This is a genomic window from Streptomyces sp. NPDC003379 (assembly GCF_053589195.1).
The window spans coordinates 1-22,824 of record NZ_JBSFRK010000014.1 but is presented as its reverse complement, the minus strand read 5'-3'; the positions used below and the strand labels follow the sequence as shown (position 1 = coordinate 22,824).

The window sequence follows — 22,824 nt, the reverse complement described above, 5'->3', positions numbered from 1 at the left end:
CGGTTCAGAGCACGAGGCCCGCTTCATCCGCCAAGGCCCGCACCCGCCCGACACTGGCGTGGATCTCAGGCGCGGCCCGGCGGATGAACCGCCCGACGATGCTGTCCGCGCCGTAGCGGCCCAGGATCTCGCCGACTCGCTCCTCGGACGTCGTACAGCCGCCGTCCGGCGTCGTCGTCATGTCGCAGTACACCAGGGCGTCGACGAGCAATGGGTCGTCAAGCAACGGAAACTCGTCGGCCAGCTCCGACCGAAGCCCGCGCTCCTCGGCCTCCAGGAGGGCGAAGGAGTGGTTCGCCACCAGGCGAACGACTCGATCGTCGACCGCGTCGAGCGCCCGCAGGTGACGGGCACCGTCGAGCGGGTGGAAGCCGGTATCGACTAGGGGCGGTGCGTAGCCGATGTCGTGCAACACGGCTGCTGCCTCCACGACGTGACCCCTGTCGTCCACAAGGGGGGCGAGCTTTCTGGCGCAGGCCGCCACCCCCTGCGTATGCGCCCACCGCCGCGGCAGGCGCTCACGCAACAATGCTTCGGCCATCTCGTACTCGCGTACCACTGTCCTCACGCCGTGAGGATACGGCTGAAGAGTCCATGGGGATACGGCATGGGACAACGATGCCCTCATCGATGCGCCAGCCCGTCGGCGCCACCCACTCTCGGCGCGCCACTGCTCCACACTGGGCCCTATGCACCCGCGGGTCCGGCTTATCGACGGCCCATACCGGGGTGAGGACGATGCAAGGCTGTCAGGACGGAGCCCGTCTGACGGACCTTTCACCCAATCCTGCGACTCGGCCGTACGGGTAACGGGTTGGCGCGAGAGTCTTTGCTGCCGGGCGGCAGTCCGGTGGCAGTGGGCACCCACACGGGTGCTAGAGGTGGGGCCCTGCAATTGGGCCCGCTCTGGGTAGTCCGGTGGCGACCCAGAAGTTTGCCGCGCCTCTCCTGTGGAGAGCAACCGCAGGTCTGCGAGACCCGAAGCGAAATTGAATCCGGCCCGCAGCCGGCAGCATCATCTGAGTCGCTGCACCGGCGCGATCTCAGTTCGTCACCTGTTTGGTGGCCGGACTGAGCACGCGCGCATTCCGTCTGGCCTTGAGCCCTTTCCAACCTCATGCTGACGCATGATGAAGGACGACGACGGCCTTTACGACGTCGGTGATTCGGTTGGTGCTGCAGCGGAGTTTCCGCAGGAGGCGCCAGCCCTTGAGAGTCGCCATGGCCTGCTCGCCGAGGCAACGGATCTTGGCGTGGGTGGTGTTGTGGCGGCGCTTCCACTGCTTGAGGCGGCGGCCCCGAAACGGGACCCGGACGTGTCCACCGGCTCCTTGGTACGCCTTGTCCGCCCAGCACCTGAGGCCCGCTGCGGCGAGGGCGTCGATGATCCCGTGCTGCCGGGCGGCGGTCAGATCGTGGGTCGAGCCGGGTTGAGCCGGCGAGAACCAGAGCAGCCGTCCGAACGGATCGGTGAGGACTTGGACGTTCATGCCGTGGCGTTTGTGTTTCCCGGAGTAGTACGGGTTGTCGGCGGCGATGCGGTCGATGGGCAGCAGGGTGCCGTCGAGGATGATGAACGCCTTGGTTTGGATGGTCTTCATCGCTTCGGCCAGGGTCGGGGCGAGGGCGGACAGGACCTCGATGGCTTCACGTATGTAGCGGTAGGCGGTGGCGATCCCGATGCCGAACCCCGCTGCGAGCTGGGAGTAGGTGTCACCGCACCGCAGGTGGGCCAGGGCGAGCAGGGCTTGACGTGCCACGGGAAGCCGCCGCCATCGCGTCCCGATGTCCCGTCGCCTGGCTGCCAGTTGTCCGGCCAGGAACCGCAGGGTGCGGGTGGACAAGTCGATCGAGGACGGGTAGACAAGCACGCGAAGCTCCTGGCGGACATGGGTAATCTTGGTCGAGAACCCATCTACCAGGAGCTTCGTCGTTGCGCAGGACGGCCCAACTCGCGGTCAGTGAGGCCAGCTGGAAACAGCTCAGTGCCAGCAGGTGACTACGGGAGGCAGGGACCGTCTGACGATCGCGCGTTCACCCAGTGGTGATTGCCAGGTTCGTACCTATAGGAGTACGTGAACTGCATAAAGAAGGACCGAAGTCGATGCTGGGAAGCTGCCTGTCGAGACGATGCACCGCTGCCTCCACCCACCCCCGCCCCGGTCGACTTCGGACAGGGGGCGCTCGGTTTCGGCTGACGAGATGAGGTGGATGCCTGCCGCAGGTGAGGAAACTACGAGCGGATGCCCCGTGTGTACTGCCGGGTGATCCGTCCTGGATCAGGCAGGCTGCCTACCTTGCGGACGTCCTTGGGACGCTCGCGTCCGCGGCCGCAGTACCTCGCTCGGCAACTGATAGGCCGGGCGAGGTGAGCCTGTTGGTGCGACGAACCAACTACTCTCCGGGCTGGTCTCGCGGGACAGCCCGGAAAGCAGTCAGCTGAGCCGGGTTGTGGCATACACCTCGATGGCGTCGCGCTGGTACGCGGCCAGGCCCGGTGCGATCGCCTCGTACGCGGCGCGCCAGGCGCTGTTGTCCACGCAGGAGCGTCCGACGGCGCGGTACTCGTCGGCGGAGACGGGCCGCAGCTCGGTCATAGCCTGGTACTGGGCGTCGATTTGGGCCTGCACGGGCGCGGCGTCGGCCGGGTGGCCAGCGGCCATCAGGTCGGCCAGCAGGATCATCTGCGTCGTGCGCTCGCGCTGTCCGGCCTCGATGTCCTGCGGGGTCATCGCGGCGACCGTGCGGGCGACTTCCTCGGCGTGCTCGGGGAAGTCGTGCAGGCTCTCCTGGTACTGGGAGGGCTGGATGCCCCCGAACAGGTTCTCCGGTCGGTTGATGGTCATAGGGTTGCCGTCCTTTCTGGAGCGTTCCAGTTCGGCGATCGTGCGGGAGACGGTGCCTGCCAGGGCGTCGATCCGGTCCCGCTCGGCGAGCAGCCGCCGGTGGTGGCCGCGTAGGGCGTCCACCTCGTCGACCTGCTCGGAGAGGATCCGGCCGACCTCGGGAAGCCCTACGCCAGTGCCCGCAGTACGAGAGTCTGCTGCAGCCGCAGCAGCTGGTGCTCCCCGTAGTAGCGGTGGCCGTTGGTCCCGATCCGGGCGGGCGGCAGCAGGCCGACCTCGTCGTAGTGCCGCAAGGTCCGGGCGGTCACGCCCGACATCCGAGCGACCTCCGCGATAGGCCAGTCCATCGCTGTCTCCCTCACGATCGCGTCGCCGGGCCGGTTTCTGGCCCTGTTAAGGACGGTAGAAGCTGCCGCCGCGGCAACCGCAAGCCCGCACCCTCGCGATCTGGATGACGGCCCGCGACTTTCCCCGACGGCCCACCCAGCACACCAGGAACTTTCAAAACACGGCCTAGTTGTAGAGGTCGCGGCCGGCACCACCCGTCACGCCGTCGTGACGTTGATGCGGGTGCGGTCAGCGACTGACCTGTGAGCGGGGCGTCCCTGGAGCGATGGTTGCGTCAGGTTGCAGCCCAGAGGGGCCCATATGTGCGCAGGCACAGCATTCGGCACATGTTCGGAACCGCGACCTGACCTGCAATCAGGTCCACGACCTGTACCAGCATCACGCAGTACACAACCTGCTCTAGAGCGGATGATTCCTCAGGGAAGAGGCAATTTCTAGTCGGCGTGCGCGACCTGACAACCCCTCACACGCACCCTGACCATGAGCAGACAGAGGAGGGGCGCAGCCGGGCCGTCGCCCGCGACCTCGCTCACCGGAGTCTTCGAGGGTTCAAGGCTGGCGCAGGTGCCGGATCTTCATTCCTGTGCGAGCCGCCCGAGGGAGAGGAAAACATGTCGCTGCTCGCGGCACCGTGAAAGGATTTGGTTCACGTCGTCGTACGGGGGTGCTGACATGAGCGGGGACATACCGCCGAGGCCGGGAGACAATGCATCGGGCGGGACGCCAGCGGGCCCAAGTGGCGTTCCTCCCATGCCCACCCGCCCACCTCGGCGACGCTCCCAGTTCAGGAGTCCCCAGTACCTGGTCCCTGCAGTGCTGGGGGTGGCAACCGCTATTACAGTCGCCGTGATCACCGGAGGGTGGGGCTGGGTTCAGCAGCAGGTGTCTGACCCGCCCGGCCTGACTGTGCACCACGTGATTGGCTCCTGCCCCGTCTACACCGACAAGTCGCTGACCGAGCTGCGCAAGGACGCCAGCAACGACAAGCTGGACCAGGCCACGCCGGTCACCTCGCCCAAGGACGGTCCGGCCACTCTGGCGCTGACCTTGCAGGCCAAGACGTCGGAGGCCATTGTCGTCACCGGCGTAACCGTCCACCGCATCTCCGCCGGCCCGGTCCCGCGCAAGGGATCCGTCATCAACATGGACTGTGGTGGCGCGCTGTCGCCGCGGGCTTTCGATGTCGACCTCATGCAGCGCCAGATCCGCCTTCAGCCGGTCACCAAGGGGGCCGGCAAAGCCGTCGATTTCCCGTTGACGGTCTCTGACAGCGACCCGGAACAACTCGACCTGCAGTTGCTTCCTGGGGACCACGATGTCCGCTTCAGCGTCGAAGTGCACTGGATCTCCGAGGGGGAAGCCCACAGCGAGACCGTGACGGACGACGCCCGGCCCTTTCGCGTCACCGGCCCGGGCCGACTGCCCGTCTACGGATACGCCGACACCTTCACCCAGTGACGCCCTCCGCGCTGTGCACTGGAGGAGGGACGATGAGCGCGCGGGGGTCGTGTCCTGCCGCTGTGTCTTGTGCGCGGGGTGAACCCGCGGCCCGGCGGCTGCGAGGGAGTCGTCTTCGGGGCGGTGCCGGGGAGTTGGTGGCGGGCGGCGATCAAGGCGACGTCGATGTCGGCGGTGCCGGTGGCGATGCACAGCGTGTAGGCCCCGTCATCCATCCGCTGCTGTACCTGCTTGCTTCCCTTTGCGGCGTTGAGGGCCCGCGGCGCCGCGTACTCCCGGTCCTGGCCGAAGCGATGAGGACAGTGCGGACGAAGGCGTTCGTGATCTTGGACGGCACATTACTGCCGATCGACCGGATCGCCGCCGACACCCCGTACTACTCCGGGAAGCACAAACGCCACGGCCTGAACGCCCATGTCCTCACCGACCCATTCGGACGTCTCCTGTGGGCCTCGCCCGCACTGCCAGGCTCGACCCACGACCTGACCGCCGCACGGACCCCCGGCATCATCGATGCTCTGGCAGACGCGGACGTGAAGTGCTCGGCAGATAAGGCATACCAAGGTGCCAGCCACCCGGCCCGGGTACCGTTCCGTGGCCGGCAGCTCAAAAGCTGGAAGCGTCGACACAACAGCACCCACACCAAGTCCCGCTGCCTCGGTGAACAGGCCATGGCTGCCCTCACGGGCTGGCGCCTCCTGCGCAAACTCCGCTGCAGCACCAACCTTGATCACCGGCAGTGTGAAGGCTGTCGTTGTCCTTCACCACGCCTCAACCTGAGGTTGGAAAAGGCTCCATGTCGTGGTGCATGGGCGCCGCGAATTATGAATATCTGGCCGCTCGCATCCAGGCTGAGGGCCCCCGTAACTGGCCCGTTGGCGGCGCGGACTGGGACGCAAACCCTGGAGCAACCAAGCACTTACGCGATGTCGTTGATCCGCCATCCGTCTCGGTCCAGGCAGATGGCCGTGGGGGCCCGGTCCGGCTGGGCGTTGCACTCATAGCAAGCCGGAGCATCGTCGCGATGCGTTCGTGGTGTACCGGGCCGAGCCCACCGTACCAACCGTGACGGGGTTCCGGATCTTCCGCCCGCAGCGCCAGGGCTAGGCAACCCAGGCGGCCCCTACAAGCAACACATACGACCAAGCGGCCCTCGATCGGCCGCTCCCTGTCCTCGGGATGGTACAGGCCCACCCACGTCTACGCCCCTGCAAGCGGCACTGACTGAGTCCTGGTGCTGCGACGTATAAACAGCGAGGGCCGCCCCACAAGACGGGCGGCCCTCGAATAAGGTATCGGCGACGACCTACTCTCCCACGAGGTCCCCCTCGCAGTACCATCGGCGCTGGCAGGCTTAGCTTCCGGGTTCGGAATGTTGCCGGGCGTTTCCCCACCGCTATGGTCACCGAAAACTAATGAGCGCTCCTTAGCAGAGAAGCACTTCGAGGACTAAGCATACAGGTCATCATTCGGCTGATTCCACTCGGCTGGGATGGTGTCCCGCCGATCGTTCGGAGCACGACCCCCACTTGATGTCTTCCGGGTCACGCCCGGTGTAACGGCAGGCGGCAGCGGATCGCGGTTTCGGCCCCAAGGTGTACCGGCTTCCCGAGCAGAAGCCCGGAAGACCGGCGTTGCCGCCCTCGCCCTGGTCGGGCGGGTGGGCCTCACTGTCTATCCGCGTCGCGGCTCCCGGCACGCGGCCGGGCTTCTATGCCTATCCGGAGAACCCCGGACGGGCAAGCGACTCAAACCACCTCGCCCGGAGGCGGCGTGTCTTCATCCTTCGACTGACAGTCGAACTCATCGTCCGATTCCTCGGCTTCCTCATCGTCACGGTCCGCGTCGAGGTCGTACGGGCCCTCGGCGATAATCCCGTGTCGCTGGACACTCCGCTGTTGCCAGACGGGCAGCTTAAATAGAACGTCCTGCAGGACGTTCCGCCACGCCTCACAGTCGGCTCGGTCAGCGCCCAGCGAATCGATAGCACGGGTCCCGTCGTCGGACCTAACCGCCTCCACGACCTTGACCGCACCCTCGACCGCCTGGATCGAGGTGGCCAGGTCATGCAGGGCATTCCCGAGAACCTCAGCCGCGTTCCGAGGAGCCGGCGTGGGTGATGGACCTTCGCCAGCGGCCGGGAAGGTTAGGCGGAGGTCCGCGTCGGTGACGAGGATGTCGCGGCCGTCGTCGTTCTGAGTGACCCGTCCCGTCTCGTCCACCTTGCGGGTCCTGCGCCCCGCCGCAGAGTCAAGGAGCGTCTGCTTGAGCTGGTGCACGCCGTGCTGGGTACTGCGCATACGGTCGATGACCTCGCCTGGGTGCCGACGATCGGGTTGATCGTTGTTGGTTGAGCCACGGTCACCCGTGAGCTGGCCGTTGATCACCAGGGGATAGGCGCTGCGTGCCGCAAGTTCCCGGGTCGCCGCGCCTGGTTCCCCCTTTGCCACCTCCTCAAGTGCAGCTTGGGCCAGCTCCTCCGTACTACGGAAAGTGGCCTCCCAGTCCTTGGCCAGCTCACCTGGGTAAGCCGACTTCAGGTACTTACGCATCCGTTCCCGCCTGCGGCCGTCCTCTTCCGAAACCGAGCGCATGACCAGAGAGGAAGCCACGTCGAGTAGCAGCTTGGTGGTGATGTTCTTGCGGGTGCTCTGTCCGGTGATGGCGACCCGCACAGCAGCGTGAAACGACTGACTACGCTCGGTGAAGAGCCGGACGATTGCCGCCGCCCGGACGGATGGATCGTCGTTGAATCCAGCCGCCATCGCCTGGTCGGGAGTCAGGGCACCGCGCAGCCAGTCGGCCTTGGCAGGAGTAATCAGTTTCCGCCGTTCGATCTCGTCCACCACGGCGTCGGCGAGGGCCTCGTTCTCTGCAGCTTCACCCCACGGCTTTGGGGAGTCGACGTGCCGAAGTGCGACCAACGACTTCACCGCGACGCCAAAGTCAGCAGTCGTGCCGTCATGCGGCTCGAAACCGACCAGCAGAAGCGCCGGAAGCCGTTCGCAGCGCACGGTGACCGCCACCTCGGGGTCAACCTGTGCGGGGTCGCCTGCAGTTGTGATCGCAGCGTTGAGCTTGCGGATGTGGGAACGCAGCTTCGCCGCATCCCGGAGGTAAGGAACGTCGGCGGACCTGAGGTCGAGCAGATCGTGGGCGCACGTCACTCGGCTCGAACCCTCGACCGTGACCGGAACCGTTACCCCGGGTGTGCTGTCCTCGTGCTGAAAAGTCGTCGCGGCCAGCCACACCTCTGTCATCACCCCCTGGTGACGGAGGGACTCGCGCCAATCGTTGTGGTCGAGCACGTACTCTTTGGACAGTTGTGCCGCCCACGCTAGGTGTTCCTGGTTCGCGAGCCTCTGCACGAGTTCCGGTCGATTCACTGACGCCGCGATGGGCTCGGCCAACGGACGGAAGCGCGTGCTCTCGCCAGTGCCGATCAGGTTCGAGGCCGGGTGCCGGCGCGACGGACCGATCCGTGGGTTTCGTGGGTCCGGAATGATATACCGCGCCCATACGTCAGCCCGGATGGCGAGGATCACGCCGCCGGGCACCCGCAGCCGCTCTGGTGACTCTGCCGCTCGTCGGGCGGCAGAGGGGTCGACGACAGCCTGCGCGAGGGCCAATGCGGCGGGCTCGCCCATGGCGAAGTGTTCGCTGAGTTTGTCGGCAAGCTTCCGTGCTGCCGTCGCCAATGCAGGTAGGGGCAGCGCTTCGACAGGGCGGGGCAGTACGGTCTCGCCCGCGCCGGATGATGGCTCCATCAGGTGTTTTCCGATCTTCGTCCCGGTGTCCATCCAGGCACGCACCTGGACGCCGTGGTCGTCCAAGGAGATCGGTCACACTGTTTCCCGTTCTCCCCCTCAGCTCGCCCGGGCAAGACCCGATGTGTCCGAGACGGCATCAGCACGCTCGACCGCACTTCCGAGACGTACCGGCTTCGACTGCCGGCGTTGCCGCCCACCGCCAACATGGCGAAGGTGAGGAGCTTGAGTCCGCTGGTGTGACTGCCCGAAAACGCTAGCAGCAGGGGTGACACTAAGTCTGAATATGTTGGAATCACACCGGTTGACCGCCCAACTGTGCTAGGCGGTTGTCGTGGGAACAGGGCTTCTTTGCCGCGGCTCATGACGACAGCGAGGTCCCACCGAGTGGTGTGGTCTTGCGGATCCCGCCGGCCCGGATGCCCTGTGGCCGATTGGCGCGGCCGAGCGACCATGGCAGCTTTGTGAGCTGGCCAGAGCGGCGCCCTCAATGGTGATCTGAGCCCGCTGGTCGAGTGTCATGGCGCCAAGGATTCGTGTGAGCTGATACGGCGGGTCAGACGGACTCGGCGGCCGTTGGCTGATGCCCCGCTGGGAGCCACCTGGGAGCCGCCCCGCTCCCCGAGCCTCTTCAAGACCACCCGAGACCACCGCACCCCAACGCCCTGACCAGGCAAAACAGCAAACAAGCCGGTGTCAATCACGCCCGAACCTCATTCGGGACGAAGAGGTCGTGGGTTCAAATCCCGCCACCCCGACAGCTGAAGTACCAGGCCAGGGGCCTGATCCGCAGAGCGGGTCGGGCCCCTGAGTGGTTCCTGGAGATCGCTTGGGGGAGATCTGGGAGAAGATCTTGGTCGGCTTCTCCCAGGAGCAGTCTCCAGTGCGGCACTCAAGTGCCCCCGAACCTGCGCGTTCGCGAACTCGGCTCATTACTGACCAGGAACACCGCACATGGCAGGTCATCGCTCGGCGCCTTCCCACGACAGCGCCCGTGCGCTGGCCCAGCGGGTACGGGCGCTGCGGGAGGACCGCGGGTGGACGCGTGAACGGCTGGCCAAGGAGACCGGCATCGCCGTCGGGACGCTGGGTCGCCTGGAGAGCGAGGGAGCGATGCAGCCACCCGTCGGCGCGGTCGCTGAGGCTCTTTCGGTGTCCCTCGATGATCTATTCCGGGCGGCCCAGGATTCGCCGTCATGCCCGGCCTTTGGTCAGCCGGATACGAAGGGCGGGACATCGACTCGTTCGTCGCCTCGCTCGTCGGTAGCCCCATCGGTGTCGTGGCGGATGTACGACTCACCCGATCAGCCGCAAGAAGGGCTTCAGCAAGACCCGCCTAGGGGAAGCTCTCGCCGAAGCAAGTACCTCGAACGCACCCTGGTGGCGTGTGCGCACCAGGAGGTTGTCGTAGCCGCGAGCCGCTGCGGTGAACGACCGGGCCGAGGCCCGTGCCAGTTCGGGCTCATCGGGCCCGGTGGCGGCCAGGTCCGCGAGTTCGGCGTCCGTCTCGCCCAGGACGTCATCGAGAGCCGTGTGCGGGGGGTGGGCGGCTACCAAGTGGAAGGTGTCGGGATCGCGCGCTTGAAGGGGACCGAAGAATCCGCAGCCGGTCCGCACCGACGCAGCCACGCCCCTATCCCGTACGAGCCTTCGAGTCAGCCGGGCGTTTTCGCCTCCCGTCAGGAGTAGGGAGAGCACGATATGGGCGAGATAGTTGGCGCGTTGGGCCACCGGATCGGGCATTCGGTATCCGAGGGCGACGGCGGGCAGCGCAGCGTGCAAGTCGTGGTGGGTGTCCCGGCGTTCCCCGGGTAGCGGGGGTTCGCACAACTGGGGCTGCGACGGTACGGGCCGGGCAGGGATCCGGCCGAAGTGGCGCTGGATCATGTCGGTGACCCGGTCAGGAGCGAAGGAGCCCGAGATGGTGAGCACGGCGTTGCCCGGCGCATAGTGCAGATAGTGGAAGGCCGCGCAGTCGTCGAGGGTGGCTCCGTCGAGGTCCCCGAAGTGCCCATAGCCGTTGCGCGTTGGGGAAGGTCCCGTAGAGGACGGCAGGCAGCACCGTCCAGGGAAAACCGCCGTATGCGCGGTTCGTCACATTTGCACGGACCTCTTCCTTGACGACGCTGAGCTGAGTACGCAGGTTCCTCTGCGTCAACCACAGCGAGGCCATTCTGTCTGCTTCGAGGAAGAGCATCCGCTCCAGCGCGGAGGTTGGGCAGACCTGGTAGAAGTCGGTGTAATCCTGGTGCGTGGAGGCGCCCGAGGTGCCGCCCGCGGTCTGGACGTGCCGGAAGTGCTCACTTGACCCCACGTTCTGGCTTCCCTGGAACATCAGGTGCTCGAAGAGGTGGGCGAATCCGCTACGGCCTTCCGGCTCGTTGCGAAACCCCACTGCGTAGTGCACCGCCATGCCGACCGCCGGGGCCATGGGGCGAGGGTCGAGCACCACGCGAAGGCCGTTGTCCAGAGTCAGTCTTCGCATATTCCTGTCCGCTTGTTCACCTGGTACTGCTGTCGGCGAAAGAGGGGCGCCATGCCGGTACCAGCCATGCCGGTACCGGCGCGTGGCCAGAGGTTCAGCAGCCCTTGCCGAACATCACACCGGCACTCATGCTGATGCCGGCACTCAGGGCGTAGGAGCTCTCGGTGATCACAACAGTGGCGGGCAGGGCCACCGGGCTGGCCTCCGGAGCACCGGTCATCTGGCCGGCGCCGACCTCCTCGGCCGTCGCGTAGGCCGCGTACCCGGAGATCAGCTGGTCGGTGGTGTTCGTTGAATTCTCCTCAATACTTCGGAATTCGGCGAAATGACTCCGCCTGCAGGACTTTCTAACACGCCGGGAAGGGAACTGGCCAGTTTGAAAGGTCAGTGGCCCAGAAGGCTCAGAGGCAAAATTTGGATAGCGCGGGAACAGCAGCAGGTGAAAAGCTGGTATTCCTGCTTGAACTGCCTCGATGGGCAACCTGTGAGTGAATTAATGGAATGCTTGCGAAACGCCTTCGAGGAACTCTTGGAGAGAAGGCGGCGGGGGTGAAACCCGTCGGCTCCACCCCCGCCCGCACAACAACTCTGCCCCTTACAGGCCGTCAACATACTTCTTGGCGACAGCCATCGAAGCCAGCGGATAGTTGTCGCGTACCGCCTTTACGGCCGCGATGTCACCGCGGTCACGCTGCACGGAGCGAATCCTCTGCTCATCCACCTGACTGCGGAACCCCTCGTAGGAACCATACTGATTCCAGAACGCTTTCTTCCGCTTGCGTACGGCCTGGTCCCCGACAATCCCCAGGGCGCCGGTGACGCCCGCTGCGATGAGTCCGGATATATCGTTCATTTTTCTCCCTGTCCCTAGGGTCGATGGTGAGTAAATGCCGTTCAGTCTGTCCGCTCGTACACCGATACATGCCGAGGGCTGGTCACGGAGTACGGCTCCTGGTACCACCCGCTCCAGCGTTCCACCAAACGCAGACCGGCCAGTTCGGCCAGCAGGTCAATCTCGAGGGGTAACGCGTACCGCAGCACGTGGTGCGTGGTCGACGGCGGACCTCCGTCGACGATGGTGTGCGTTGCCACCATGAACTGCTGGGTCTTGTCCACGGTAAGCGTGTCGAGCATCACCGTGCTCTCGTTGAGGTAGCGCCGTCGGTGGCCAGGTGCTGGCAAACCCGGCGTCCCCGACGGTCGTCAGTCTGCTCAACCAGGGAGGAATCGCGCCCGCGATCCGGGAGCGTGCCGGAACCCTGACTCCGAGGGAGATCGAGGTCTGCGCCCTGCTGGCGGAGGGCCTTTCCAACACGGAGATCGCCCTGCGCCTGCACCTCAGCGCGGCGACAGTGAAAGACCACACAAGGGCCATCTACATCAAACTCGGCACGCCCAATCGTGTGCGTGCCGCCATCCTGATGTACCAGTTGGGCATGCTCGCTCCAGCCAACGCCACCGTGGCGAGCTGACACTCGTACGCGTCTGCCGGGAGAACCCCAGCAGTGCGGATATGCCGAAATGGGGCCGCCGGAAGCCGCCTCTGCCTCGGCGACCTCTCTCAACGGGAGGATCGACAAGGCTATCGAACTTCACCACGCCATTCCCGAGTACGAGGCCCCCCGCTGGCACGACGCGCCCCTCGCACTCAGCAGCTTCCGGCGACTGTCCGCAGATATTCGTTGGGTGTACGACCGCGAAGTCGTCGAAGCATGTCTCCACTGCGACCACCACGGCCTCAAGGAAATTGTTCACCCCGAGACCAGGAGGGTGGCCATGCGGCGCTGCACCCATCCCGTCGAGGCCCCGCACCGGGTGGGAGAGGAACAGCCGAACTGGTGGGACGACGTGTCGGATGATCCAGCCGACGTCTGAGCCCGCGCCTCCGCCGCACCCGGGCAGGTGCGATTCGGTCCCGCCTGGGCCAGGGGATCATTGGCCATCCAGACCGGCGAGCTAGAGCCCCCCGTGCGCGGCCTGTTCTGGCATCCCGCGCCCGGCAGCGCCCCCGCTGACGACGTCTGGGTCCACTACGGCTTCACCGGCACCGGCATGTGGATCTCGCCCCAGCAAGATCGGTGGGCAGTACTGCTGACCGACAAGCTCTACTGCACCCGCGACCGTAAATCCTTGACCGACGGCCACGACGTCTTCCGCGTGCTGGCCTTCGCCTGAAGTCACTTCGGCGAATCCGTCGAGAGACTCCCGCTGACTGCCGGCGCCAGCCGACGGGCCCGCCCGATCCCTGGTCGGACCCGTAGCGCGTCTTCGTCGAGCGGACTACGACCTCCACGGCAGGTCGCGTGTGGTCGGCGAAGTCTGTCTGATCTGAAAATCCCTCAACGCCGCAGTTCAGACTGGTTCCGCTGCTTGGAGAGACACTCAATGAACCTCCGTCGTACGGACGAGAAGCGACGGCGGCCAGAGCGATCGGGACAGGGAGCCTCAAGCCCGACGACTGTGTCGACGGAGTCCCGGAAAGCTACCCGGCTCACGGAACTTGTCGATGGATTCGGAACCGAGCACCTTCTGCTCGGCAACATGACAACGGCATACTCTGCGCTGTCATCAGATGGTGTGGTTCGGCCCGTGTTTGGTGGTTTTGTCGCTTTTCGCCGCCGATGATGGGGAGAGCGTCCGGCTCCGTCCGGGGCACATCGCCCATGACCTCGGCGCGCCCGATCGCAGGCACCATCCGACCAACAGAGACGAGTCATCGTGCATTTGACTCTGCATGAGCAGGAGCGCTTGCTGATCCACGTCGCGGCCGACGTGGCAGCGAAGCGCCGCGACCGGGGGCTGCTCCTCAACTACCCCGAGGCCATGGCCCTGCTGACCGCCCACGCCCTTGAGGCGGCGCGCGACGGTAAGACGGTCAGCGATGTCATGGACTCGGGCCGGCAGTTGCTCACCCGCGCCGATCTGATGGACGGCGTCCCGGAGATGATCGACGTCGTCCAGGTGGAGGCCACCTTCCCGGACGGCACCAAACTGGTGACGATCCACGACCCCATCCCGGATGCCGCGGTGAAGTCCGAAGGCGGGGTCTACCCGGGCAAGATCGAGCACCCCCAGGCGCGCAAAGCGAACTGCCCCGTCGACTGCGACGCCTCCGACGCGTACGCCTGTTGCGACGTTTGCGATGACAAAGCCGCCTGGTACAGGTCGATCCATTTCAACACGCCGGACCCGAAGAAGCCGCCGGCCACGGAGATGATCAAGGTCAAGAACACGTCCGACCGTCCCATCCAGGTCGGCTCGCACTACCACTTCGCCGAGGTCAATCCGGGTCTCACAGTGGAAGAGGTCCGCACGGGCACGTCCCCGAACTACGTCTGGAGAAATCCCCCGAACGGCGCACTTCTCTCGAAGTGCACCGAGGCGAAGGGGCGCCGGCTCAACATCGCCGCGGGCAAGTCCGTGCGGTTCGAGCCAGGAGACGTGTGCTGCGTCGAGCTGGTTGAGATCGAGGGCTATGTCCAAAGCAAAGCCACCGGCGCCGTCCCTGCCACCGATGAAATCCTGGGACTGCGCAAGGGGACCGTCTGATGGGTACCTACGAGAACGACAGCAACGAGCTGAAGCGGACCGAGTACGCGACCCTGTACGGGCCCACCGCCGAGGACCGTGTTCGCCTGGCCGACACCGATCTCACCATCGAGATCGAAGCCGACTGGGCGGGCGGGCCGGGCAACAGCGGCAATGAGATGGTCTGGGGCGGCGGGAAGATGTTCCGGGAGTCGATGGGCATGTCCCACTTCGACTCGCAGGGCAAGAACCCGCGGTGGCAGGTCGGCGACAAGCTGCACTATCCCGTGGACACCGTCATCACGGGAGCGCTGATCCTCGACTGGTGGGGGGTGATCAAGGCCGACGTCGGCATCAAGGACGGCAACATCACGGCCATCGGCAAGGCGTACAACCCCGAGACGATGAACGAGATCACGACGTTCAAGCCGCTCTCCCGTGACTCGTGGGACGTGCCACTGTCATCGGTGACGGCAGAGAACTTTGTGGTCGGGCCGAGCACCGAGGTCATCGCCGGCAACGGCCGGATCCTCACCGCGGGCGGTGTGGACACCCACGTCCACTTCATCTGTCCCGATGAGATCCATGAGGCCCTGGCCTCGGGCGTGACCACCCTCATCGGCGGCGGCACCGGCCCCGCCGAGGCCAGCGCGTCCACCACCGTGACCCCTGGTGCGTGGCACCTCACCCGGCTCTTCGAGGCCCTGGACGAGTTCCCGGTCAACATCGGCCTGCTCGGCAAGGGCAACACGATGAACTTTACGGCGATGAAGGAGCAGTTGGAGGCCGGTGTCATCGGCCTCAAGTTGCACGAGGACTGGGGTGCCACACCCGCGGTGATCGACAAGGCGCTGGCCTTCTGCGAGTCGCACAAGATCCAGCTCGCCCTGCACGCCGACTCGCTCAACGAGGCCGGGTTCCTTGAGAGCACCAAGGACGCCATCGGTGACCGTTCCGTCCACATCTTCCACATCGAGGGTGCCGGAGGAGGCCATGCCCCGGACATGATCGAGTTGGCCAAGGAGCCGAACGTCCTGCCCGCCTCGACCAACCCCACCCGGCCCTTCACGGTGAACACCGTCAAAGAGCACATCGACATGTTGATGGTGGCCCACCACCTCAACCCGGACGTTCCGGAGGACATGGCCTTCGCGGACTCCCGCATCCGGCCGTCCACCATGGCGGCGGAGGACTTGCTCCACGACATGGGCGTCATCTCGATGATGTCCTCGGACGCCCAGGCGATGGGACGCATCGGCGAGATGATCATGCGCACCTGGCAGACCGCGCACGTCATGAAGAGCCGCTACGGCACCCTGCTCGAGGATCGGAAGTACGCGAAGGTCCGAACAATCGCAGACGACAACAACGGGAATCACTCGAACAATGAGGAACTCAAGCCGCTGAATGAGAAGTACCGGGCCCCGAACGACAACTACCGGGCGCGGCGGTACGTCGCCAAGTACACGATCAACCCCGCGATCACGCACGGCATCGACAAGTATGTCGGTTCCGTGGAGAAGGGGAAGATGGCGGACCTGGTGCTGTGGGAGCCGAAGTTCTTCGGCGTCAAGCCGCACAGGATCCTCAAGCGCGGCCAGATCGCCTACGCGCAGACCGGTGACGCCAACGGCTCGATCACGACACCGCAGCCCTACCTGCCGCGACCGGTCTGGGGCTCCACCGGCCGCGCCCCGGGCAGCAACTCGGTGAACTTCGCCGCCCCCGGCCAAGCCGCCAAGCTGAACCGGCGACTCGGCACCGCCAAACCAATTCCCGTCGCGGCGTTGGACCTGTCGGAGCCGTCGGACCTGGCATACCTGCTGAACCAGCTGAACCTGTCGGACCTGGCGGACCTGGCGAAGCTGCTGAAGCAGTTGAACCTGTCGAACCTGTCGGACCGGGCGATCCGGGCGATCCGGGCCGATCTGGCGAAGCTTGCGGAGTTGGTGGTCCCGTCGGACCTGGACCTGTCGAACGTGAATCTGTCGAACCTGGATCTGTCGAAGCGGTCCGACCTGAAGAAGCTGCTGAACCAGCTGAAACTGTCGAGCCTGTCGGACGTATCGAAACTGCTCGACCAGCTGAACCTGACAAACACGTCGGACCTGTCGGACCTGCTGAGACGGCTGAACCGGCTGGACCTCCCGGCCTTGTCGAAGCTGCTGACCCGGCTGAACGTGCCGAGCCCGCCGAACCTGCCGAGCCTGCCGGGCCTGTTTGCGGCTGTGAGTTCTCGGGCTGCTCAGGCCACTGCCGCCCCCTGGGGCTCTCCGGGCGGCACGGTGCGAACGGTCGGTCTCAACAAGGAGTTCGTCGCGATCACGGACACGCGGGGCATCAAGAAGAAGGACATGCTGCTGAACAACAAGGTGGCTCAGGGGGCACCCGCTCAGGGGGCACCCACCCAGGGGGCACCCACCCAGGGGGCACCCGCCGAGGAGTTCACGCTCGAGGTCGACCACAACACCTTCGAGGTCTCCATCGGTGGCGCGACGACAGGGGACTCCCGCACCGAGATCAACGGTGTGACCGTACCGCGCGCCTACGTCAGCGAAGTGCCCATGGCACAGCGGTACTTCCTTTTCTGATCCGGCGTCGGCCCGGCCTTCGGCGCCACCGCCGCGGCCGGGCCCCGGGGCGGGCACGGTGTGTCCGCGCCGGGTCACCGTCTCTCGCTATCCGACCCCGCGAAAGGCAGCCGCTCCCCCATGAGCCGCGCAGCCCTGCTCCTCCTGGCCGATGGCCGCTTCCCCGCCGGTGGGCACGCCCACTCCGGCGGCGTCGAGGCCGCGGTCGCCCACAAAGCCGTACACGACACCGACAGCCTGGAGGCGTTCTGCCGCGGGCGTCTGCACACCGCCGGCCTGACGGCGGCCGGTCTTGCCGCCGCAGCCGCCGCCGGGCTCGACCCGCTGATGCTCGACGACGCCGCCGACGCGCGCACCCCCACCCCCGCACTGCGTGCCGTCGCCCGCAGACTCGGCCGGCAGATGATGCGCGCGGCCCGTGCCACTTTCCCCTCGGCCGCACTCGAAGAGCTGGCCGCCGCGCGTCCCCGGGGCGCACACCAGCCCATCGTTCTGGGCCTCGCCGCGCGTACCGCCGGGCTGGCCCCGGTGGACGCCGCCCATGCCGCCGCGTACGAGAACATCGGCGGCCCGGCCACCGCAGCGGTGCGTCTGCTGAGTCTCGACCCGCTCGATGCCTCGGGGTTGCTGGCCCGCCTCGGCCGCGCGACCGACGACGTCGCCCAAGCCGCGGCCGATGCCGCGACCCGCGCCTTGACCGAGGGCCTCGACGCCCTGCCGTCGGCCTCCTCACCCCTCCTTGACATCACCGGGGAACAGCACGCCGCCTGGACCGTCCGCCTCTTCGCCTCCTGACCCCCATCCACCCCATCGCACAACGGAGTTGACGTGCACCTCGACCACTCTGAGACCTTCCCCCAGCAGCACACGCACAGCGCCGCGCCGCTCCGCCCCGACGGCAGCCGCCGCGCGCTGCGCGTCGGTCTGGGCGGCCCTGTCGGCTCCGGCAAGACGGCCACCGTCGCCGCGCTCTGCCGCACCCTGCGCGACCAGTGGCAGATCGCCGCCGTCACCAACGACATCTACACCCGCGAGGACGCCGAGTACCTGCTGCGCGAAGCCGTCCTGCCGCCCGAGCGCATCACCGCCGTCGAGACCGGCGCCTGCCCGCACACCGCGATCCGCGACGACATCTCCGCCAACCTCGAAGCCGTCGAGCACCTCGAAGAGACCCTCCAGCCCCTTGACCTCGTGCTCGTCGAGTCCGGCGGCGACAACTTGACCGCCACCTTCTCCAAGGGCCTCGTCGACGTACAGATCTTCGTCATCGACGTGTCCAGTGGCGACGACATCCCCCGCAAGGGCGGCCCTGGCATCACCACCGCCGACCTCCTCCTCATCAACAAGACCGACCTCGCCCCGTACGTCGGCGCCGACCTGGACACCATGGCCGTCGACGCGAAGCGCCAGCGCGGCGACCTTCCCGTCCTCTTCACCAACCTCACCTCCGACGACGGCATCCGCGACGTCGCCGACTGGGTCACCGGCCACCTCGCCCGGTGGCGCGCCGGGGCAGCCGCCGTATGAGCCCCGTCCCACAACTCGCCGCCGACCCCATCTCCGCGGCCGACGAGGGCCAGGAGACCGCCGGACACCCGAACGGCGTGCGCGCCACGGCCCGGATTCGCGCCGCGCACAACGGACGCGCCACCACCCTCCCGCAGTTGCGCAGCGACGGCCCCTTCTACCTGCGGCGCATGCGCACCGACGGAATCGGCGCCACGGTGGGGATCATCGGCGCGATGAGCGCCCCACTCGGCGGCGACCGGCTCGCCCTCGACATCACCGCCGAGGACCGGGCCGACCTCGAGGTCACCACGGCGGCCGCCACGCTCGCCCTGCGCGGCCCCACCACCGACGCGGCCACCTACGACGTGCGGCTCACCGTCGGGGAGAACGCCCGTCTGCGCTGGCTGCCGCAACCCCTGATCAGCGCCGCCGGAAGCAACCTGCGACAGACATACACCGTCGAACTCGCCGCCACGGCACGGCTGGTCCTTCGGGAAGAGCAGCACCTGGGCCGGGCCGACGAGGAACCGGGCCACCTCGTCAGCCGGCTCCTGGTCCACCGTGCCGGGCGTCCGCTGCTCGACCAGCGCACGGCCTACGGGGCACCGGAACCCGGCTGGGACGGCCCGGCCGTCCTGAACGGGCACCGCGCCGTCGGCCAGCTCCTGGTCGTGGACCCACGCCTCGACGTCCGACGGGACCCCGTACTGCTCGGCGAAGGCACCAAGGACGGGTGCGCCGTCCTCGCACCCCTCGCGGGCGGCCCGGCACTGCTCGCCACCGCCGTCGCACCCACCACCTCGACGCTGCGGGAACTGCTCGACCAGGCGTACGCACTCGCGCTCGCTCGCTAGCGGGGACGGCCCGCCGCCTCCGGCCGGTTGGGAGCCATTGGGGAGCCGACTCACTCACGGCCCCCTCCCACACCACCTGAGACCGATCGGGACCACATCCGGCGCTGCGGACCTGAACGTCCAGTTCGGCGAGGTGGCGCCGACCGTACCAACGACCGGATCGAAGCCACGCTGCTCACGGAAGCCGGGCCCTCCGCGCTCTCCTCGGAATCAATGTCTGCGTTCGCGAAGTGAGAGTTTAAGGAGCCAAGCGGGAAGAGTTCTTGACGCAGCGGGAAGAGTGGGAGCAAGGTGAAATTATTTTTCGTACGCGGGCTGCTGGGGCGTGCTACTGTCGTCTCAGTTGCAGTTGTGGTTCCCGAAACTTCAAGTGCTCCTGGTCGCATACTGCGACGGGAACACTTTTGTATTACCGGTCATTTCCGGCGGGGTCATCATCGCGGCGACACGGTGCCCGCACAGTGCGGATACCGATGTACTGCCCCAAAGGAGATTGACATGGCTACTGGTACCGTGAAGTGGTTCAACGCGGAAAAGGGTTTCGGCTTCATCGAGCAGGACGGTGGCGGCGCTGACGTGTTCGCCCACTACTCGAACATCGCCGCCCAGGGCTTCCGCGAGCTGCTCGAAGGCCAGAAGGTGTCCTTCGACATCGCGCAGGGCCAGAAGGGCCCGACGGCCGAGAACATCGTTCCCGCCTGACGCATACGCGCACTTGCAGCTGGGGCCCGCATCCTTCGGGGTGCGGGCCCCAGCTGCACGCATTTCCCGCAGTGATTTCACCTGCGGACGACGCGGAGAAATCCGCAGTCCCACCGTACGCGGGTGCTCATGCCCATGCGGGGGTACGCATAATGCCCCCCGCTTCATGACCTCCCCGCAGTCGACGCTCCGGATTCAATGTCCGCATCGCGTCACTCATCTCAGCGACTACGCCGCATAGGTTTTTCCTCGTCGGTCGGATTCGCTTTCCGTTTTACCAACGGTCCATTCTTGTAATTCTCTGCGCTGCTCATCGTTGCGGGAATTCCTTGATATGCGCCGCATCAAGGAAGGTTCCCCGCATGAACCGCACACGCACGAACGACCGCACACGCACGAACGACCGCTTCCCCCGCGCCCGTACTGGCGGCGCCTCAGCGGCCCCGCGCCGTTCCGGTGGTTACGGCCGTCGGCCCGCCGCTCCGCAGGGCGAGTTCGCGCTCCCCACGTCGACCACTCCCGCGCTGCCCGCCGTGGAGGGCTTCGCCGATCTCGACATGCCCGCGCCGTTGCTGGCCGAGCTCGGCAGGCAGGGCGTGGCCGTCCCCTTCCCGATCCAGGGCGCGACGCTGCCGAACTCCCTCGCCGGCCGGGACGTCCTGGGCCGCGGGCGCACCGGCTCCGGCAAGACCCTCGCCTTCGGCCTCGCCCTGCTCGCCCGGACCGCCGGGCAGCGCGCCGAGGCCCGCCAGCCGCTCGGGCTGATCCTCGTACCCACCCGCGAGCTCGCGCAGCAGGTGACCGACGCGCTCACTCCGTACGCCCGTTCCGTCAAGCTGCGCCTGGCCACGGTCGTGGGCGGAATGTCGATCGGCAGGCAGGCGAGCGCGCTCCGCAACGGAGCCGAGATCGTCGTCGCGACCCCGGGCCGGCTCAAGGACCTCATCGACCGCGGCGACTGCCGACTGAACCAGGTCGGCATCACCGTCCTCGACGAAGCCGACCAGATGGCGGACATGGGGTTCATGCCGCAGGTCACCGCGCTCCTCGACCAGGTACGTCCGGAGGGGCAGCGGATGCTCTTCTCCGCCACCCTGGACCGCAACGTCGACCTGCTGGTGCGCCGCTACCTGACGGACCCCGTCGTCCACTCGGTCGATCCGTCGGCCGGTGCGGTCACGACGATGGAGCACCACGTCCTGCACGTCCACGGCGCCGACAAGCACACGGCCACCACCGAGATCGCCGCCCGCGACGGCCGCGTGATCATGTTCCTGGACACCAAGCACGCCGTCGACCGGCTCACCCAGGACCTGCTCAACAGCGGCGTGCGGGCCGCGGCGCTGCACGGCGGGAAGTCGCAGCCCCAGCGCACCCGCACCCTGACGCAGTTCAAGACCGGGCATGTCACCGTGCTCGTCGCCACGAACGTCGCCGCCCGCGGCATCCACGTCGACAACCTCGACCTCGTCGTCAACGTCGACCCGCCGACCGACCACAAGGACTACCTCCACCGTGGTGGCCGCACCGCCCGCGCGGGCGAGTCCGGCAGCGTCGTCACCCTCGTCACGCCGAATCAGCGCCGCAGCATGGTCCGCCTCATGTCGGACGCCGGGATCCGTCCGCAGATCACCCAGGTCCGCTCCGGTGAGGCGGAACTGCACCGCATCACCGGCGCCCAGGCTCCCTCCGGTATCCCGGTCGTCATCACCGCGCCGGTCTCCGAACGCCCCAAGCGCGGCACCGCCTCACGCGGCCGACGCCGCCCCGTCTCAGCGGCACGGCGCGCGTCCGTACAGCAGTCCCCTGTCAACGCGGCGGCCTAGAACCAGCTGATTCATTCTCTGCAGGAGGCACCTTTGACGCCGGTACAGACGCAGCTCCGCTCGGCGGGCGCCGACCTCGTGCACACGATGGCGGTCGACACCGCGGAGCAAGCCGGTCCGCAGGTCTGGGACGACATGACCGTCGAGGTGGCCCTGTCCGTCATGGTCGGCGCCCGCGTCGGACACCTGCTCGTCTGCGACGAGGACGGCAAGCGCACCGGCGTGGTCACCCGGGCCCGGCTCACCGCCATCCGTGACAGCCCCGGGTACACGGACCGGGTCCGCCTGCGTGACATCAGCGACGGCAGCGAGCGCTTCGCCCTCGCCCGCTGCTGAATCAGCTCATCGCGATCGGTTGGTCGGTCGGTCGGTCGGCCCGCCCCGTCTCCCCCCTCCCCCTCCCCCTCCCCCTCTTCTCCCCTTCTCCTTGTGAGGTGTCATGCGCTGTGTCATCGCTCGTTTCCCGTTCGACCTGACCAAGAGCGGCGTGCTGGAAACGATGAAGGGCGTGAAGCCCGAGCCGGTCACGGGGGAGTCCGTGATCATCGGGCGCCGCCACTACCCCGTCAAGCAGGTCGGCCAGGTCATCACCCGCCAGGACCGCCGCGACTTCAGCGCCGGTGAGGTCCTCCGGGCCATGGCCCAGCTCGGCTTCACCTGCCGCACCCTCCCCGTGGTCGCGCCTGCACCCGCACTCACCGTCAGCCCGCTCCAGCGAGCTTCCGCCATGCTGGGCGCACCCATGGCCGTCTGACCGACAGGATCGACAGGTTCGACGGGGCGGCCGCGAGCCGACACCAGAACCACAGTGAGGGCCCGACCGGCACGCGCCGGGGGGGGCCGCACAGCGGGCCGCGCGAGCCCTAGGGCGGCGGGGGGGGATACCACGTAGGTAGAGCACACCACAGTA

18 protein-coding genes, 1 rRNA gene and 8 pseudogenes are annotated in these 22,824 nt (G+C 67.0%); 16 read left to right on the top strand and 11 right to left on the bottom strand.

From position 1 onward, the window contains the following. Positions 1-4: 4 nt before the first annotated feature. From ACWDVB_RS15665 to ACWDVB_RS15655, 3 genes and pseudogenes are all read right to left on the bottom strand, one after another. On the bottom strand, positions 5-541 hold the full coding sequence (locus ACWDVB_RS15665) for an HD domain-containing protein (RefSeq protein WP_451515375.1): 537 nt from the start codon (positions 539-541) through the stop codon (positions 5-7). Positions 542-1,115: 574 nt separating this feature from the next. Next, positions 1,116-1,871, bottom strand: a complete 756-nt coding sequence (locus ACWDVB_RS15660) for a transposase family protein (protein ID WP_451515376.1) — start codon at positions 1,869-1,871, stop codon at positions 1,116-1,118. A gap of 564 nt (positions 1,872-2,435) precedes the next feature. After that, a pseudogene (locus ACWDVB_RS15655) lies at positions 2,436-3,193 on the bottom strand (MerR family transcriptional regulator). A gap of 847 nt (positions 3,194-4,040) precedes the next feature. Here ACWDVB_RS15655 and ACWDVB_RS15650 point away from each other — a divergent pair. Further along, positions 4,041-4,652, top strand: a complete 612-nt coding sequence (locus tag ACWDVB_RS15650; protein WP_451515377.1) for a hypothetical protein — start codon at positions 4,041-4,043, stop codon at positions 4,650-4,652. A gap of 93 nt (positions 4,653-4,745) precedes the next feature. On the opposite strand, the pseudogene ACWDVB_RS15645 reads toward ACWDVB_RS15650, so the two are convergent. Next, a pseudogene (locus ACWDVB_RS15645) lies at positions 4,746-4,912 on the bottom strand (DUF5133 domain-containing protein); the annotation flags it as partial. A 15-nt stretch (positions 4,913-4,927) separates the two neighbouring features. On the opposite strand from ACWDVB_RS15645, the pseudogene ACWDVB_RS15640 reads away from it, so the two are divergent. Beyond that, positions 4,928-5,432: pseudogene (locus ACWDVB_RS15640) on the top strand (transposase family protein); the annotation flags it as partial. Positions 5,433-5,945: 513 nt separating this feature from the next. On the opposite strand, the gene rrf reads toward ACWDVB_RS15640, so the two are convergent. Both rrf and ACWDVB_RS15630 read right to left on the bottom strand, forming a co-directional pair. Further along, positions 5,946-6,062, bottom strand: a 5S ribosomal RNA gene (gene rrf, locus ACWDVB_RS15635). 338 nt (positions 6,063-6,400) lie between these two features. Further along, positions 6,401-8,452, bottom strand: coding sequence for a hypothetical protein (locus ACWDVB_RS15630; protein WP_451515378.1), 2,052 nt, complete (start codon positions 8,450-8,452; stop codon positions 6,401-6,403). A gap of 921 nt (positions 8,453-9,373) precedes the next feature. Between ACWDVB_RS15630 and ACWDVB_RS15625 the strand changes: the two are divergent. Further along, positions 9,374-9,779 (top strand): annotated as a pseudogene (locus ACWDVB_RS15625) (helix-turn-helix domain-containing protein); the annotation flags it as partial. 143 nt (positions 9,780-9,922) lie between these two features. Here the strand turns inward: ACWDVB_RS15625 and ACWDVB_RS15620 are convergent. From ACWDVB_RS15620 to ACWDVB_RS15600, 5 genes and pseudogenes are all read right to left on the bottom strand, one after another. Beyond that, positions 9,923-10,351: pseudogene (locus ACWDVB_RS15620) on the bottom strand (insulinase family protein); the annotation flags it as partial. Continuing rightward, a complete protein-coding gene (locus ACWDVB_RS15615) occupies positions 10,320-10,904 on the bottom strand; it encodes a M16 family metallopeptidase (protein ID WP_451515379.1) in 585 nt (194 codons plus the stop codon). The pseudogene ACWDVB_RS15620 and the gene ACWDVB_RS15615, both read right to left, overlap by 32 nt. 94 nt (positions 10,905-10,998) lie before the next feature. Continuing rightward, positions 10,999-11,385: an LxmA leader domain family RiPP gene (locus tag ACWDVB_RS15610; protein ID WP_451515380.1), complete on the bottom strand. Its 387-nt coding sequence runs from the start codon at positions 11,383-11,385 to the stop codon at positions 10,999-11,001. A 114-nt stretch (positions 11,386-11,499) separates the two neighbouring features. Then, on the bottom strand, positions 11,500-11,757 hold the full coding sequence (locus ACWDVB_RS15605) for a hypothetical protein (RefSeq protein ID WP_451515381.1): 258 nt from the start codon (positions 11,755-11,757) through the stop codon (positions 11,500-11,502). A gap of 41 nt (positions 11,758-11,798) precedes the next feature. Beyond that, entirely contained in the window at positions 11,799-12,041 is a 243-nt protein-coding gene (locus tag ACWDVB_RS15600) for a hypothetical protein (RefSeq protein ID WP_451515382.1), read from the bottom strand. A 35-nt stretch (positions 12,042-12,076) separates the two neighbouring features. Between ACWDVB_RS15600 and ACWDVB_RS15595 the strand changes: the two genes are divergently transcribed. The 13 genes and pseudogenes from ACWDVB_RS15595 (at position 12,077) to ACWDVB_RS15535 (ending at position 22,668) form a co-directional block, all read left to right on the top strand. Further along, positions 12,077-12,376 carry a response regulator transcription factor gene (locus ACWDVB_RS15595; protein ID WP_451515383.1) on the top strand — a complete coding sequence of 100 codons (300 nt, stop codon included), beginning with the start codon at positions 12,077-12,079 and terminating at the stop codon, positions 12,374-12,376. A 49-nt stretch (positions 12,377-12,425) separates the two neighbouring features. Continuing rightward, the gene (locus ACWDVB_RS15590; protein ID WP_451515384.1) at positions 12,426-12,779 is read left to right on the top strand and encodes a hypothetical protein; all 354 of its coding nucleotides are present in this window, start codon (positions 12,426-12,428) and stop codon (positions 12,777-12,779) included. Between the two features lie 15 nt (positions 12,780-12,794). Next, positions 12,795-13,079 (top strand): annotated as a pseudogene (locus ACWDVB_RS15585) (serine hydrolase domain-containing protein); the annotation flags it as partial. A gap of 543 nt (positions 13,080-13,622) precedes the next feature. Further along, positions 13,623-13,919, top strand: a pseudogene (locus ACWDVB_RS15580) (urease subunit gamma); the annotation flags it as partial. 198 nt (positions 13,920-14,117) lie between these two features. After that, complete coding sequence (locus ACWDVB_RS15575) at positions 14,118-14,453, top strand: urease subunit beta (RefSeq protein WP_451611966.1); 336 nt, start codon at positions 14,118-14,120, stop codon at positions 14,451-14,453. Further along, positions 14,453-16,207, top strand: a pseudogene (locus ACWDVB_RS15570) (urease subunit alpha); the annotation flags it as partial. The gene ACWDVB_RS15575 and the pseudogene ACWDVB_RS15570, both read left to right, overlap by 1 nt. A 936-nt stretch (positions 16,208-17,143) precedes the next feature. Then, positions 17,144-17,818, top strand: a complete 675-nt coding sequence (locus tag ACWDVB_RS15565) for an urease accessory protein UreF (protein WP_451515385.1) — start codon at positions 17,144-17,146, stop codon at positions 17,816-17,818. Positions 17,819-17,851: 33 nt separating this feature from the next. Continuing rightward, positions 17,852-18,550: an urease accessory protein UreG gene (gene ureG, locus ACWDVB_RS15560; RefSeq protein WP_451515386.1), complete on the top strand. Its 699-nt coding sequence runs from the start codon at positions 17,852-17,854 to the stop codon at positions 18,548-18,550. Further along, positions 18,547-19,386: an urease accessory protein UreD gene (locus ACWDVB_RS15555; RefSeq protein ID WP_451515387.1), complete on the top strand. Its 840-nt coding sequence runs from the start codon at positions 18,547-18,549 to the stop codon at positions 19,384-19,386. The genes ureG and ACWDVB_RS15555 overlap by 4 nt, the downstream gene beginning before the upstream one ends. A gap of 498 nt (positions 19,387-19,884) precedes the next feature. Beyond that, positions 19,885-20,088: a cold-shock protein gene (locus ACWDVB_RS15550; RefSeq protein WP_004986771.1), complete on the top strand. Its 204-nt coding sequence runs from the start codon at positions 19,885-19,887 to the stop codon at positions 20,086-20,088. A gap of 362 nt (positions 20,089-20,450) precedes the next feature. Next, positions 20,451-21,914, top strand: coding sequence for a DEAD/DEAH box helicase (locus ACWDVB_RS15545; RefSeq protein WP_451515388.1), 1,464 nt, complete (start codon positions 20,451-20,453; stop codon positions 21,912-21,914). 33 nt (positions 21,915-21,947) lie between these two features. Continuing rightward, complete coding sequence (locus ACWDVB_RS15540) at positions 21,948-22,250, top strand: CBS domain-containing protein (RefSeq protein WP_451515389.1); 303 nt, start codon at positions 21,948-21,950, stop codon at positions 22,248-22,250. A gap of 103 nt (positions 22,251-22,353) precedes the next feature. Continuing rightward, the gene (locus tag ACWDVB_RS15535) at positions 22,354-22,668 is read left to right on the top strand and encodes an SCO5918 family protein (protein WP_451515390.1); all 315 of its coding nucleotides are present in this window, start codon (positions 22,354-22,356) and stop codon (positions 22,666-22,668) included. Positions 22,669-22,824: the final 156 nt, after the last annotated feature.